The organism is Yersinia kristensenii, from assembly GCF_900460525.1.
GTDB lineage: Bacteria > Pseudomonadota > Gammaproteobacteria > Enterobacterales > Enterobacteriaceae > Yersinia > Yersinia kristensenii.
Window position 1 is genome coordinate 2,347,522 of record NZ_UHIY01000001.1, and the last position, 14,734, is coordinate 2,362,255.

The window sequence follows — 14,734 nt, forward strand, 5'->3', positions numbered from 1 at the left end:
AAAGAGAGCTGGGTGAAATTTAGTATGGGTCGAGTGATAACACTTCCGTTTGACCTGAAATAACCCGCCAGCGCACGTTAAATTCTAGCAGTAGAACCGCATATTCTCGGCTTTCATGATCACCTTTACGGTAGGCTGGGCGTGGGTCTTGCGCTAAAACCTGGGTGATAAAACGCCGCAAATGTGGATAACGTGGTTGTTGCTGCATTAATTGCTGCTCGGCGGTGGGAGAAAAACTGACTAGCATGTCTGCATCTGGTGCTGTTTGAGCAAAACCTGCGCGCGCGTGGGGTTGGCTCTCCGCGAAAGGCAAATAGGGTTTGATATCAATCACTGGCGTACCATCAACAAGATCCAGACTGCCTAGCGCCAAAATGACTTGCCCTCCCTGGCAATGCACCCCTTTCAATTCGATGAGGGACATGCCAATCGGGTTGGGCCGAAAAGTGGAGCGGGTGGCAAATACCCCCATTCGGGCATTCCCCCCCAGACGTGGAGGGCGAACCGTAGGCCGCCAACCGCCGTCCATGGTTTGATGGAAAACGAACATCACCCATAAATGACTAAAATCAGCCAAGCCTCGCACCGCTTCCGCTTGGTTATAGGGCGCTAATAGATGTAATTCGCCACCACCATCCTCAATCAGACCCGGTTGGCGCGGCACGGCAAACTTTTCTTTATAGGGGGAGCGGATGACGCCAATCTGATTAAAGGAAAATACACTCATTTTGATGAAACGTTCAGTGCAGAGCCCTGACACACGGCTTGTTGATAACAGCCGGGAACTCCACTTTGTATTTCACATTGATGCAGTAAGACTGCATTGGCTTTCATATAGGATGCTTTAGTCTGCATTCTCTTCCGAGCGGTTGCGATACTCGGTGGGGAGTCCTGAACAGTGGATTGGCAAGATTCACCGGACACTTCGCCTAAATCGCGGAAAGGCTTGCCAACAAGCTCTTCTGCGCTTTTATACAGTTTTACCGGCGCCGGGCGAGGAGCAACCGTAGAGCTGGATTTGATAACCGGAGGCGGTTGCTTAACCGGATTTTCTGTGGTGGATGGCTTTGATTGAAGCACGGAACATCCAGTTAGCGAGAGTGCTAACAGGCACAGAGGTAACGCACGCATAGAAATTCCTCAGCCTTTTTATTTAAGAAGCGCTATTGAAGCAATCTATTATGCAAATAACAAGACGGGCTATAGCCCGTCTTGCAATATATTTAGCAAACACTGAATTTATGAAACCTTATATTCAGCAAGTGCAGCCTTCAGCAAAATAGCTAACTAACAATTACCAGCCTTTAACTGCACCACCGTTGAATGCTTTGTTTGCTGCGTCGTAAACTTCGTCAGATTGATAAGCTTGAACGAACTTCTTCACGTTTTCCGCATCTTTGTTGTCTTCACGAGCCACGATCAGGTTAACGTAAGGTGAGTCTTTATCTTCGACAAACAGGCCATCTTTAGCCGGTGTCAGGCCAATCTGGCTAGCATAAGTGGTGTTGATTATCGCCAAGGCGATCTGCTGGTCATCCAAAGAACGTGGCAACTGAGGTGCTTCCAGTTCAATCAATTTCAGGTTTTTAGGGTTCTCAACCACATCCAGCACTGTTGGCAGCAGACCAACACCGTCTTTCAGTTTAATCAGACCGACTTTTTGCAGCAGCAACAGTGAACGGCCCAGGTTAGTCGGGTCATTTGGCAATGCTACCTGTGAGCCAGGTTGTAGTTCTTCCAATGATTTGATTTTTTTAGAGTAGCCAGCAATTGGGTAAACGAATGAGTTACCAACAGAAACTAGTTTGTAGCCGCGATCTTTGATTTGCTGATCCAGATAAGGTTTATGCTGGAAAGCATTCAGGTCAATATCGCCTTTGCTCAGTGCTTCGTTCGGTAATACATAATCATTGAAGGTGACCAACTCAACATCCAGGCCATACTTGTCTTTTGCTACTTTTTGCGCAACTTCAGCAACTTGCTGTTCAGCGCCCACAATTACACCGACTTTAATATGGTTTGGATCTTTTTCCGCTGGGCCGCAACCCACTAGTGCCAGAGTACCGATTAATGCACTGACCGCTGCGATAGATTTGAATTTTAAAGACATATTCTTTCCTCTATAAACACTTGTTAAGATGCGCCGCTGTGTGAGGCCGTCGCTATACCCTTCGTACTTTGGGCTACAGGGTTGTTCGCTACGTTCACTCACCTGAATCACTTACTTGAATAAGCTCATCAGGATTTATTCACTCGCTGCTTACCTGCAATCCCAATTTCTTTGGGTACTTTATGAATTAATAATTACTTGTGGGTAACGGCTTTTACGATCCGATCGCCACTTAACTGAATCAGATAAACCAAAATAACTAATAGCACCAACACTGTATTCATTACCGTGGCGTTATAACCAATGTAACCATACTGATAGCCGATTTGACCTAAGCCACCGGCACCAACTGCGCCCCCCATAGCGGAATAACCCACTAAGGTAATTAAAGTAATTGTGGCCGCATTTACCAAGCCAGGTAGCGCTTCGGGTAATAACACCTTTTTGATGATTTGCATGGGGGTAGCACCCATGGCACGGGCTGCCTCAACCAAACCTGATGGAATTTCCAAAAGAGCATTTTCCACCATGCGGGCAATAAACGGAGCAGCACCTACCGTTAACGGTACAATTGCCGCCTGCAAACCAATAGAAGTGCCGACGATCATCCGAGTGAACGGAATCATCCATACCAATAAGATAATAAAAGGTATGGAGCGGAAGATATTCACAACCCCAGACAGGGTGCGGTAAATCTTATTGTTCGCAATAATTTGCCCAGGGCGGGTGACATACAGTAAAACCCCCACCGGTAGCCCCAACACAAAACCAAAGAAGCCAGAGACAAACGTCATCATTAGAGTTTCCCAGACGCCTCGGCCCATTAACCACATCATTGCCTCAGACATAACCCAGAACCTCTACTTTTACATGATGATCTTGCAAGAACTTGATGGCAGCAAGGCCATCCTGATTGTCGCCATGCAACTCTGCTAGCATGACACCAAATTTAACACCGCCGGCATAGTCCATTTGCGAGCTAAGGATACCGATATCAATATTAAAGCGACGTACAGCCTGTGATATTAACGGAGCATCAACCGACTGACCGGTAAATTCCAGTTTCAGCAGTGGCACCCGATCTTTGGTGGGTTCTTGAGTCATACGCAGTGCGTAATCTTCTGGAATATCCAAATGTAGGGTTGATTGAATAAATTGTTGCGCCAGCGGTGTTTTTGGATGAGAGAACACTTCGCTGACACTGTCTTTTTCAATCAATTTGCCTTCGCTGATAACCGCAACTTGATCACAAATGCGTTTCACTACATCCATCTCATGGGTGATAAGCAAGATGGTTAGACCCAAACGGCGATTAATATCTTTTAGCAATTCCAGAATTGAGCGGGTAGTTGCAGGGTCCAGCGCGCTGGTAGCTTCGTCACACAGTAGAACCTTAGGGTTACTGGCCAAAGCGCGGGCGATAGCAACGCGTTGTTTTTGCCCTCCGGACAGATTTGCAGGGTAAGCATCTTGCTTATCGGCAAGCCCAACTAAATCCAGCAACTCAGTGACTCTCTTCTTTATATCTGCACGTGATGTGTTGTCCAGCTCAAGCGGCAACGCGATATTGCCATACACTGTGCGGGAGGAGAGTAAATTGAAATGCTGAAAAATCATGCCAATCTGACGACGTGCGCGTGTTAGTTGGCCTTCAGATAAAGTTGTCAGATCTTGCCCATCGACCAATACTTGTCCGCTGGTGGGGCGTTCTAACATATTGGCGCATCGGATCAAGGTACTTTTACCGGCACCAGAGGCACCAATAACGCCATAAATTTGTCCAGCTGGGACGTGTAAGCTCACGTCTGAAAGCGCGGTAATGTTGCGCGAACCCTGCTGGAACACTTTGCTGATGTGAGAAAGTTTAATCATATTATTCTTATTTTATCGTCATTTCCGTGGCTAGATAAAAAGTCAGCTTTGGTAAAACCAAAGCATGGATTGGATGTTAAGGCGTCTAGACGGCTAAGTCAACTGGCAACACTGATTCTCTTTCATTCTCAATCGGTAATAAAACATGCGATACTAACCAAGTTTACAGCCCTCAGGAGCAGATAAGTGACTCAGCCCGTCCCCGCAATATTTTTAGATCGTGATGGTACAATTAATGTCGACTATGGTTATGTCCACGAAATTGATAATTTTCAGTTTATAGACGGTGTTATTGATGCTTGCCGTGAATTGAAAGAAATGGGCTTTGCTCTGGTTTTGGTCACCAACCAATCAGGGATTGCGCGCGGTATTTTTACCGAAGAACAATTTTTGAGCCTCACCGAGTGGATGGATTGGTCTCTTGCTGATCGTGGTGTTGATTTAGATGGTATCTATTTCTGCCCGCATCACCCCGATGGCAGTGTAGCGGAGTTCCGTGAAACATGTGAATGCCGTAAACCATTGCCAGGCATGTTACTGCAAGCACAAAGTGAATTGAACATCGATATGGCTGCCTCTTATATGGTTGGCGACAAAATTGAAGATATGCAGGCAGCATTGGCTGCAAATATCGGTACTAAAGTATTAGTTCGTACTGGCAAGCCTGTGACCGCGGAAGGTGAGACAGCAGCGGATTTGGTACTAAATAGTCTGGCTGACCTGCCAAAAGTGATAAAAACGCGTCACAAATAGTCATTTCGTTTAAATAGTCAGCAAACGAAAAAAACTTTAATATAAACCCTTGCCATTCTGAAGCAGCTCCCTATAATGCGCATCCATCGACACGGCGCTGTGAGCAACTTCACAGAGTGGCCGGGGAGAACAGAGGAAATTTAACTGATTAAGTGGTTGACTCTGTAGCGGGAAAGCGTATTATCTGCCTCCCGCGTTACCGTAAGATTCGCCGAAAGGCAAACGGGTAACGAACGCTCTTTAACAATTTATCAGACAATCTGTGTGGGCACTCGCAAGACGATATCGAAGCCTGTTTCGGCAGGCAGAAGAAATATCAAAGTCTTGAAGAGTGACCAAAGCAGTACACATTTGAACTTCGGTTCGAATGCATATTTGCAGAAAGTAATCTTTGAGCATCGCTATGTTAACTCATAGCAAATCAAACAAATCTTAAATTGAAGAGTTTGATCATGGCTCAGATTGAACGCTGGCGGCAGGCCTAACACATGCAAGTCGAGCGGCAGCGGGAAGTAGTTTACTACTTCGCCGGCGAGCGGCGGACGGGTGAGTAATGTCTGGGAAACTGCCTGATGGAGGGGGATAACTACTGGAAACGGTAGCTAATACCGCATGACCTCGCAAGAGCAAAGTGGGGGACCTTCGGGCCTCACGCCATCGGATGTGCCCAGATGGGATTAGCTAGTAGGTGGGGTAATGGCTCACCTAGGCGACGATCCCTAGCTGGTCTGAGAGGATGACCAGCCACACTGGAACTGAGACACGGTCCAGACTCCTACGGGAGGCAGCAGTGGGGAATATTGCACAATGGGCGCAAGCCTGATGCAGCCATGCCGCGTGTGTGAAGAAGGCCTTCGGGTTGTAAAGCACTTTCAGCGAGGAGGAAGGGTTCAGTGTTAATAGCACTGAGCATTGACGTTACTCGCAGAAGAAGCACCGGCTAACTCCGTGCCAGCAGCCGCGGTAATACGGAGGGTGCAAGCGTTAATCGGAATTACTGGGCGTAAAGCGCACGCAGGCGGTTTGTTAAGTCAGATGTGAAATCCCCGCGCTTAACGTGGGAACTGCATTTGAAACTGGCAAGCTAGAGTCTTGTAGAGGGGGGTAGAATTCCAGGTGTAGCGGTGAAATGCGTAGAGATCTGGAGGAATACCGGTGGCGAAGGCGGCCCCCTGGACAAAGACTGACGCTCAGGTGCGAAAGCGTGGGGAGCAAACAGGATTAGATACCCTGGTAGTCCACGCTGTAAACGATGTCGACTTGGAGGTTGTGCCCTTGAGGCGTGGCTTCCGGAGCTAACGCGTTAAGTCGACCGCCTGGGGAGTACGGCCGCAAGGTTAAAACTCAAATGAATTGACGGGGGCCCGCACAAGCGGTGGAGCATGTGGTTTAATTCGATGCAACGCGAAGAACCTTACCTACTCTTGACATCCACAGAACTTAGCAGAGATGCTTAGGTGCCTTCGGGAACTGTGAGACAGGTGCTGCATGGCTGTCGTCAGCTCGTGTTGTGAAATGTTGGGTTAAGTCCCGCAACGAGCGCAACCCTTATCCTTTGTTGCCAGCACGTAATGGTGGGAACTCAAGGGAGACTGCCGGTGACAAACCGGAGGAAGGTGGGGATGACGTCAAGTCATCATGGCCCTTACGAGTAGGGCTACACACGTGCTACAATGGCAGATACAAAGTGAAGCGAACTCGCGAGAGCAAGCGGACCACATAAAGTCTGTCGTAGTCCGGATTGGAGTCTGCAACTCGACTCCATGAAGTCGGAATCGCTAGTAATCGTAGATCAGAATGCTACGGTGAATACGTTCCCGGGCCTTGTACACACCGCCCGTCACACCATGGGAGTGGGTTGCAAAAGAAGTAGGTAGCTTAACCTTCGGGAGGGCGCTTACCACTTTGTGATTCATGACTGGGGTGAAGTCGTAACAAGGTAACCGTAGGGGAACCTGCGGTTGGATCACCTCCTTACCTAACGATACGCATTGCGCAGTGTCCACACAGATTGTCTGATAGAAAGTAACGAGCAAATAAGGCCGGGCTGAGAAATTAGTCGGGCTTTAGTACCTTGTTGGGTCTGTAGCTCAGGTGGTTAGAGCGCACCCCTGATAAGGGTGAGGTCGGTGGTTCAAGTCCACTCAGACCCACCAACTCACCATTCCCTGTTGAGTTGCAGCAATAAGGTGATTTGCTTTTTATATGGGGCTATAGCTCAGCTGGGAGAGCGCCTGCCTTGCACGCAGGAGGTCAGCGGTTCGATCCCGCTTAGCTCCACCATATAAAAAACTATTTCAAAACGTACTGCGGTCGAAAGACACAGTGTGTTGTGAAATATTGCTCTTTAACAATCTGGAACAAGCTGAAAATTGAAACAATACAGCTGAAACTTATCTCTCCGTAGATGTACTGAGATAAGGATTAACCTGTATTAGAGTCTCTCAAATAATCGCAATGCCAATGTGTTTATCATTGTTGCAGTGTGAGCGAGAAGATACTCAGCAAGGCGTACAGCGCACAGCAACCGGAGTGAACGCTATGTTCATGAGGATTGCGCGCACTGCACAACAACGCAGAGTGTGTTCGCAGCCACACCAATAAAGAAGAAACACCTTCGGGTTGTGAGGTTAAGCGACTAAGCGTACACGGTGGATGCCTAGGCAGTCAGAGGCGATGAAGGGCGTGCTAATCTGCGAAAAGCGTCGGTAAGGTGATATGAACCGTTATAACCGACGATACCCGAATGGGGAAACCCAGTGCAATTCGTTGCACTATTGCATGGTGAATACATAGCCATGCAAGGCGAACCGGGGGAACTGAAACATCTAAGTACCCCGAGGAAAAGAAATCAACCGAGATTCCCCTAGTAGCGGCGAGCGAACGGGGAGGAGCCCAGAGTCTGAATCAGTTTGTGTGTTAGTGGAAGCGTCTGGAAAGTCGCAGGGTACAGGGTGATACTCCCGTACACAAAAACACACTTGCTGTGAACTCGATGAGTAGGGCGGGACACGTGACATCCTGTCTGAATATGGGGGGACCATCCTCCAAGGCTAAATACTCCTGACTGACCGATAGTGAACCAGTACCGTGAGGGAAAGGCGAAAAGAACCCCGGCGAGGGGAGTGAAATAGAACCTGAAACCGTGTACGTACAAGCAGTGGGAGCACCTTCGTGGTGTGACTGCGTACCTTTTGTATAATGGGTCAGCGACTTATATTTTGTAGCAAGGTTAACCGAATAGGGGAGCCGTAGGGAAACCGAGTCTTAACTGGGCGTCTAGTTGCAAGGTATAGACCCGAAACCCGGTGATCTAGCCATGGGCAGGTTGAAGGTTGGGTAACACTAACTGGAGGACCGAACCGACTAATGTTGAAAAATTAGCGGATGACTTGTGGCTGGGGGTGAAAGGCCAATCAAACCGGGAGATAGCTGGTTCTCCCCGAAAGCTATTTAGGTAGCGCCTCGTGAACTCATCTTCGGGGGTAGAGCACTGTTTCGGCTAGGGGGCCATCCCGGCTTACCAAACCGATGCAAACTCCGAATACCGAAGAATGTTATCACGGGAGACACACGGCGGGTGCTAACGTCCGTCGTGAAGAGGGAAACAACCCAGACCGCCAGCTAAGGTCCCAAAGTCATGGTTAAGTGGGAAACGATGTGGGAAGGCATAGACAGCCAGGATGTTGGCTTAGAAGCAGCCATCATTTAAAGAAAGCGTAATAGCTCACTGGTCGAGTCGGCCTGCGCGGAAGATGTAACGGGGCTAAACCATGCACCGAAGCTGCGGCAGCGACGCTTAGGCGTTGTTGGGTAGGGGAGCGTTCTGTAAGCCGTTGAAGGTGACCTGTGAGGGTTGCTGGAGGTATCAGAAGTGCGAATGCTGACATAAGTAACGATAATGCGGGTGAAAAACCCGCACGCCGGAAGACCAAGGGTTCCTGTCCAACGTTAATCGGGGCAGGGTGAGTCGACCCCTAAGGCGAGGCTGAAAAGCGTAGTCGATGGGAAACAGGTTAATATTCCTGTACTTGGTGTTACTGCGAAGGGGGGACGGAGAAGGCTAGGCTAGCCGGGCGACGGTTGTCCCGGTTTAAGCATGTAGGCGGAGTGACTTGGTAAATCCGGTTGCTTATCAACGCTGAGGTGTGATGACGAGTCACTACGGTGATGAAGTAGTTGATGCCAAGCTTCCAGGAAAAGCCTCTAAGCATCAGGTAACATTAAATCGTACCCCAAACCGACACAGGTGGTCAGGTAGAGAATACTCAGGCGCTTGAGAGAACTCGGGTGAAGGAACTAGGCAAAATGGTGCCGTAACTTCGGGAGAAGGCACGCTGGCATTAGGTAAAGAGATTTGCTCTCGGAGCTGAAGCCAGTCGCAGATACCAGCTGGCTGCAACTGTTTAATAAAAACACAGCACTGTGCAAACACGAAAGTGGACGTATACGGTGTGACGCCTGCCCGGTGCTGGAAGGTTAATTGATGGGGTCAGCCGCAAGGCGAAGCTCTTGATCGAAGCCCCAGTAAACGGCGGCCGTAACTATAACGGTCCTAAGGTAGCGAAATTCCTTGTCGGGTAAGTTCCGACCTGCACGAATGGCGTAATGATGGCCAGGCTGTCTCCACCCGAGACTCAGTGAAATTGAACTCGCTGTGAAGATGCAGTGTACCCGCGGCAAGACGGAAAGACCCCGTGAACCTTTACTATAGCTTGACACTGAACATTGAGCCTTGATGTGTAGGATAGGTGGGAGGCATTGAAGTGTGGACGCCAGTCTGCATGGAGCCAACCTTGAAATACCACCCTTTAATGTTTGATGTTCTAACTCGGCCCCGTGATCCGGGGTGAGGACAGTGTCTGGTGGGTAGTTTGACTGGGGCGGTCTCCTCCCAAAGAGTAACGGAGGAGCACGAAGGTTAGCTAATCACGGTCGGACATCGTGAGGTTAGTGCAAAGGCATAAGCTAGCTTGACTGCGAGAGTGACGGCTCGAGCAGGTACGAAAGTAGGTCTTAGTGATCCGGTGGTTCTGAATGGAAGGGCCATCGCTCAACGGATAAAAGGTACTCCGGGGATAACAGGCTGATACCGCCCAAGAGTTCATATCGACGGCGGTGTTTGGCACCTCGATGTCGGCTCATCACATCCTGGGGCTGAAGTAGGTCCCAAGGGTATGGCTGTTCGCCATTTAAAGTGGTACGCGAGCTGGGTTTAGAACGTCGTGAGACAGTTCGGTCCCTATCTGCCGTGGGCGTTGGAAGATTGAGAGGGGCTGCTCCTAGTACGAGAGGACCGGAGTGGACGAATCACTGGTGTTCGGGTTGTCATGCCAATGGCATTGCCCGGTAGCTAAATTCGGAAGAGATAACCGCTGAAAGCATCTAAGCGGGAAACTTGCCTCGAGATGAGTCTTCCCTGGGGCTTTAAGCCCCCTGAAGGAACGTTAAAGACTATGACGTTGATAGGCTGGGTGTGTAAGTGCAGCGATGCATTGAGCTAACCAGTACTAATGATCCGTGAGGCTTAACCTTACAACACCGAAGGTGTTTTGTATTTGAGAGATTGATTGATATTTTCAGCGAAGTTCCGAGATTGGGCTGACTGGCGAGGTAGAGATACTGAGCGGGTTAGTTTAGACAGAATTTGCCTGGCGGCCATAGCGCGGTGGACCCACCTGACTCCATGCCGAACTCAGAAGTGAAACGCCGTAGCGCCGATGGTAGTGTGGGGTCTCCCCATGCGAGAGTAGGACACTGCCAGGCATCAAATAAACAAAAGAGGCTACCCTAACGGGTGGCCTTTTTTGCTTATGGGGTGTACAGAGAGCTATTCGCGCATGGGATACAACAAACTGCGCAGGCAGTTTGAATCGTGTTTGTGCGGGCCCCATCGGAGTGGGACTCATCATGATGAGACGAATGCCGTGGGAAAAATCGTCGGGAAAGATTTTTAACATTGCTTGCAACGGTCCGCAGGGCGAAGGGCAGGAAAGTCATTCGTGCCGTGCCCGGTATTCAATCAAGCGGAGACCCCATGCCAAAAGCGTGGGGTTTTTGCTATGGGATAAAGAGAAAAGCTTTCTGCTGCGCAGAGGGCTTTTTTATGTATTCACTTAAAACAAAATACAATATGAGTATATTGATCGGTTAGACTAGCGCTAGAGCCAGTAAGAATGAGTACTTAATGTTATGTCGAATCAACGTTCCCCGCTAAAACATCTCAATACTTTCGCGTTATCAGCTTATGCGAGCAATGTCATCAGTGCCAACTCTCCTGAAGAATTGGTTGATGCATGGCGTGAGTCTGTTTCTAAGCATCAGCCCGTACTTTTGCTTGGTGAAGGTAGCAATGTGCTATTTATCGAAAATTATTCAGGAACAGTGTTGCTTAATCGCATCAAGGGCATCACCCTCACTGAAGATGATATTGCCTGGCATCTGCATGTTGGAGCAGGGGAGAATTGGCATCAATTAGTCTGTTATTCGTTGCAAAATAACATGCCGGGTCTAGAAAACTTGGCTTTGATCCCGGGTTGTGTCGGCTCTGCCCCAATCCAAAATATTGGTGCATATGGTGTTGAGCTGCAAAAAGTATGTGAATACGTTGATTTACTTGATATGGAGAAGGGCACTGTTGTGCGCCTTTCTGCGTTAGATTGTCAGTTTGGCTATCGTGATAGCATATTTAAGCATCACTATGGCAATGGGTTTGCGATCGTTGCAGTAGGTATCAAGTTAGTGAAGTCTTGGACGCCAACATTGGGCTATGGTGATTTAACTCGGATGGATCCATTGACTGTGACAGCAAAAGATATCTTCAACTCAGTCTGCGCGATGCGTAGGAGTAAACTACCTGACCCTACAGTGACTGGCAATGCTGGCAGTTTCTTCAAGAACCCTGTTGTGGATGCAACTGTGGCTGCAGACATCGTGAAGCTCTTTCCCAGTGCCCCCCACTACCCACAGCCAGATGGGTCCGTGAAGCTGGCTGCGGGCTGGCTTATTGATCAATGCGCGCTAAAAGGATACCAAATTGGTGGGGCTGCGGTGCATCAGCAGCAAGCTTTGGTACTGATTAACTTCGCAGAAGCGACAGGCCAAGATGTACTAGGCCTTGCGAGCTATATTCGTCAGCAGGTTGCAAAGAAATTTGCCATCTGGCTGGAACCAGAGGTGCGTTTTATCGCAAGTGATGGTGAAGTTAATGCAGTGGAGTATTTGTCTTGAAAGATATTAAAGTCCCCTTGCGATTAATTGGCATATTGGCCGATGGTGCTTTTCACTCAGGTGAGCAATTGGGTGAAATGCTGGGTATGAGCCGTGCTGCAATTAATAAGCATATGCAAACTATTAGAGAATGGGGACTTGATGTCTTCACTGTACCTGGTAAGGGTTATAGTTTGCCAGCACCTATCCAATTACTTGATGAACAGGCCATATTAAGTTATTTACCTGCCGGTCAAGTAGCTGTATTACCAGTAGTTGATTCGACGAATCAATATCTCTTAGATCGCATCTCTGAACTTAAATCTGGTGATGCTTGTGTTGCTGAATATCAGCAAGCAGGGCGTGGTAGACGTGGCCGCCAGTGGGTATCTCCTTTTGGTGCCAACCTTTATTTATCAATGTTCTGGCGATTAGAACAAGGTCCTGCGGCCGCGATGGGGTTAAGTTTAGTCGTGGGTATTGTCATGGCCGAGGTACTGCACAAACTGGGTGCAGGTCAAGTTCGCGTTAAGTGGCCGAATGATTTGTATTTAAATGATAAGAAGCTGGCGGGTATATTAGTAGAGCTCACCGGTAAAACGGGTGACGCAGCACAGTTGGTTATTGGTGCCGGTATCAATCTGACCATGCGTGAGTCCACGACCAATGTTATTAGCCAAGATTGGATTAACTTACAGGAAACTGGGGTTATTATTGATCGTAATAAACTGACGGCTGAATTATTATCTGAATTACGGCTTGCGGTAGTTAAATTTGAAAATGAAGGACTGTCCGCCTTTATTTCTCGCTGGCGGGAAATGGATAATTATCTTGATCGTCCTGTAAAGTTGATTATTGGGAATCAAGAGATATTTGGTATTGCTCGGGGTATAGATCAACAAGGCGCATTATTATTAGAACAAAACGGTAATGTAAAACCTTATATTGGTGGCGAAATATCCCTTCGCGGAGTTTAGTCAATAAGCTAAGCGGGCAGTTATGACTACCCGCTATTTCACTATTTTCTTAAACGCACACTTTCAACCGCATGATTGGCACTTTTCGTCATTATCAGACTTGCTCGCTCACGGGTTGGTAATATATTCTGCTTTAAATTCAATCCATTAATCTCTTTCCATAACTGTGTTGCAATCTTGACTGCTTCGGTCTCAGGCAATTTTGCATAGTTATGGAAGTAAGAGTCAGGATTAGAAAATGCGCCTTGGCGAAACTTAAGGAACCGATTTATATACCAACTTTGGAGTAAATCTTCAGGTGCATCCACATATATAGAGAAATCTACAAAGTCAGAAACGAATACATGATGTGGGTCATGAGGGTAATCCATCCCACTTTGTAATACATTCAACCCCTCCAATATAAGGATGTCCGGCTGTTTGATGATTTTATTACCATCTGGGACAATGTCATATATTAAGTGGGAATAAACGGGCGCAGTAACATAGTCAGCCCCCGATTTTACTTCAGAGACAAACTTCACCAAACTGTGCATATCATAGGATTGGGGGAATCCTTTTTTCTTCATCAATCCGCGTTCGTTAAGCACTTTATTCGGATAAAGAAAACCATCAGTAGTAATCAGCTCTACGCTGCGGTGCTCTGGCCAGCGGCTCAGTAACGCCTGCAATAAACGGGCAGTGGTACTTTTACCGACAGCGACACTGCCCGCAATACCAATCACATAAGGAATACGTTGGCCATCAGTTCCAAGGAATTGCTCCAGAACTGCCTGGCGACGCAAATTAGAACTGATATAAAAATTAAGTAGTCGTGAGAGTGGCAGATAAATCTGTGCCACTTCATCTAAGGAAAGGTCTTCGTTAATCCCTTTGAGTTTAACGATTTCTTCTTCTGTTAGTGTCAAGGGTACTGAGTCGCGTAAAGCCCCCCACTGAGTACGATCGAACTGTAGATAAGGCGTCGCTAACGATTGATCTCTTTTTATCATAAGCCAAATTCTGCCTGTTAACGCAGGTTGGGAAAGGCGCTGGACGCCAACTCCAGATAATAAACAAGCTGCATATTATAGGCAGCTTGCTTTTTGGCGTAGACATTTTTGTATTTAGTGAGTGATTTCTTTGATGTATGTTGCTATTCCAATAAATTGAGAAGGGACATGCCAAACTTCCGTCTTATGGCTAAAGACCTTTATCATCACTAGCTAGCTATAACACTATATGTTTGATTTACATGGAATAAACGTTTGAAATAAATAACGGTCGGATGATAATGACCATCAGGAGTACAGGCATAATCAGGAATCTCACCCATACATCTATATCCTTGTGCACGGTAAAAAGATTCAGCAGGAGAGCCAGCTTCAGTGTCCAAGTATAACAATCCGCGGCGAAGTTGAACCGCCATCTTCTCCATTTCAATAATCAATTTATGCCCAATCCCAGCACGACGGCTACGGCTATGAACTAATAATTTTTGTACTTCGGCTCGATTTAGTCCATTTAGTTTTTGGCAGAGATCTAATTGGATGGTTCCCACTATCCCCGCATCATCACGTGCTATCCATAATAATAACGTGCCTTTAGTGATAGCTGTGCGCAGGCCATGGTAGTAGCTCTCAGCCTCTTCTTGTGAGAGGGTACGGGTGTTGTAGCCGATTGAAGCACCATGAGAGACGGCATCAATCAGTAAACTGGCCAGTTCGCTTCGGTATATCGGCAATGTCGCCGCATTAAGTAAAACTATCTTCATCACTAAGCTCCTCTCCAACAGTCGACCTGCATATATGTTTAAAATAAATAGTTATGTTTA

The 14,734-nt window shown here is 47.7% G+C and carries 10 protein-coding genes, 2 tRNA genes and 3 rRNA genes; 8 read left to right on the plus strand and 7 right to left on the minus strand.

The features are described from left to right. Window positions 1-19 precede the first annotated feature (19 nt). The 5 genes from tsaA to metN all read right to left on the minus strand — a co-directional run bounded on the left by tsaA (window position 20) and on the right by metN (window position 3,982). Window positions 20-727 (minus strand): tRNA (N6-threonylcarbamoyladenosine(37)-N6)-methyltransferase TrmO, encoded by a 708-nt coding sequence (gene tsaA / locus DX162_RS10730; protein ID WP_004391675.1) that lies wholly within the window; start codon window positions 725-727, stop codon window positions 20-22. Further along, on the minus strand, window positions 724-1,131 hold the full coding sequence (gene rcsF, locus DX162_RS10735) for an Rcs stress response system protein RcsF (protein WP_032820349.1): 408 nt from the start codon (window positions 1,129-1,131) through the stop codon (window positions 724-726). The genes tsaA and rcsF overlap by 4 nt, the downstream gene beginning before the upstream one ends. Window positions 1,132-1,294: 163 nt before the next feature. Then, complete coding sequence (locus DX162_RS10740) at window positions 1,295-2,110, minus strand: MetQ/NlpA family lipoprotein (protein ID WP_004391674.1); 816 nt, start codon at window positions 2,108-2,110, stop codon at window positions 1,295-1,297. Window positions 2,111-2,304: 194 nt separating this feature from the next. Beyond that, complete coding sequence (locus DX162_RS10745) at window positions 2,305-2,958, minus strand: methionine ABC transporter permease MetI (protein WP_032813821.1); 654 nt, start codon at window positions 2,956-2,958, stop codon at window positions 2,305-2,307. After that, window positions 2,951-3,982: a methionine ABC transporter ATP-binding protein MetN gene (metN, locus tag DX162_RS10750; RefSeq protein ID WP_004391671.1), complete on the minus strand. Its 1,032-nt coding sequence runs from the start codon at window positions 3,980-3,982 to the stop codon at window positions 2,951-2,953. The genes DX162_RS10745 and metN overlap by 8 nt, the downstream gene beginning before the upstream one ends. Before the next feature lie 186 nt (window positions 3,983-4,168). On the opposite strand from metN, the gene gmhB reads away from it, so the two are divergent. From gmhB to birA, 8 genes are all read left to right on the plus strand, one after another. Next, complete coding sequence (gene gmhB / locus DX162_RS10755; RefSeq protein WP_004391670.1) at window positions 4,169-4,735, plus strand: D-glycero-beta-D-manno-heptose 1,7-bisphosphate 7-phosphatase; 567 nt, start codon at window positions 4,169-4,171, stop codon at window positions 4,733-4,735. A gap of 434 nt (window positions 4,736-5,169) precedes the next feature. Next, window positions 5,170-6,712, plus strand: a 16S ribosomal RNA gene (locus tag DX162_RS10765). A 102-nt stretch (window positions 6,713-6,814) separates the two neighbouring features. Then, window positions 6,815-6,891: transfer RNA gene (locus DX162_RS10770), tRNA-Ile, on the plus strand. A gap of 51 nt (window positions 6,892-6,942) precedes the next feature. Further along, window positions 6,943-7,018 (plus strand) — tRNA-Ala (locus DX162_RS10775). A gap of 345 nt (window positions 7,019-7,363) precedes the next feature. Beyond that, window positions 7,364-10,270: ribosomal RNA gene (locus tag DX162_RS10780) — 23S ribosomal RNA — on the plus strand. Window positions 10,271-10,385: 115 nt separating this feature from the next. Next, window positions 10,386-10,501: ribosomal RNA gene (rrf, locus tag DX162_RS10785) — 5S ribosomal RNA — on the plus strand. The 16S, 23S and 5S rRNA genes sit together here with 2 tRNA genes alongside, the layout of an rRNA operon. A gap of 426 nt (window positions 10,502-10,927) precedes the next feature. Continuing rightward, window positions 10,928-11,965, plus strand: a complete 1,038-nt coding sequence (murB, locus tag DX162_RS10790; RefSeq protein ID WP_004393376.1) for a UDP-N-acetylmuramate dehydrogenase — start codon at window positions 10,928-10,930, stop codon at window positions 11,963-11,965. Beyond that, complete coding sequence (birA, locus tag DX162_RS10795; protein WP_032821175.1) at window positions 11,962-12,921, plus strand: bifunctional biotin--[acetyl-CoA-carboxylase] ligase/biotin operon repressor BirA; 960 nt, start codon at window positions 11,962-11,964, stop codon at window positions 12,919-12,921. The genes murB and birA overlap by 4 nt, the downstream gene beginning before the upstream one ends. A gap of 41 nt (window positions 12,922-12,962) precedes the next feature. Here birA and coaA read toward each other — a convergent pair whose 3' ends face one another. Both coaA and DX162_RS10805 read right to left on the minus strand, forming a co-directional pair. Beyond that, on the minus strand, window positions 12,963-13,913 hold the full coding sequence (gene coaA, locus DX162_RS10800; protein WP_032821176.1) for a type I pantothenate kinase: 951 nt from the start codon (window positions 13,911-13,913) through the stop codon (window positions 12,963-12,965). Between the two features lie 209 nt (window positions 13,914-14,122). Further along, on the minus strand, window positions 14,123-14,674 hold the full coding sequence (locus DX162_RS10805) for a GNAT family N-acetyltransferase (RefSeq protein WP_032821177.1): 552 nt from the start codon (window positions 14,672-14,674) through the stop codon (window positions 14,123-14,125). Between the last annotated feature and the right edge of the window lie 60 nt (window positions 14,675-14,734).

Bases quoted from the DNA above. Each gene is read 5' to 3' on its own strand.
- tsaA (WP_004391675.1), bottom strand. From the start codon at position 727: ATGAGTGTATTTTCCTTTAATCAGATTGGCGTCATCCGCTCCCCCTAT.
- rcsF (WP_032820349.1), bottom strand. From the start codon at position 1,131: ATGCGTGCGTTACCTCTGTGCCTGTTAGCACTCTCGCTAACTGGATGT.
- DX162_RS10740 (WP_004391674.1), bottom strand. From the start codon at position 2,110: ATGTCTTTAAAATTCAAATCTATCGCAGCGGTCAGTGCATTAATCGGT.
- DX162_RS10745 (WP_032813821.1), bottom strand. From the start codon at position 2,958: ATGTCTGAGGCAATGATGTGGTTAATGGGCCGAGGCGTCTGGGAAACT.
- metN (WP_004391671.1), bottom strand. From the start codon at position 3,982: ATGATTAAACTTTCTCACATCAGCAAAGTGTTCCAGCAGGGTTCGCGC.
- murB (WP_004393376.1), top strand. From the start codon at position 10,928: ATGTCGAATCAACGTTCCCCGCTAAAACATCTCAATACTTTCGCGTTA.
- coaA (WP_032821176.1), bottom strand. From the start codon at position 13,913: ATGATAAAAAGAGATCAATCGTTAGCGACGCCTTATCTACAGTTCGAT.
- DX162_RS10805 (WP_032821177.1), bottom strand. From the start codon at position 14,674: ATGAAGATAGTTTTACTTAATGCGGCGACATTGCCGATATACCGAAGC.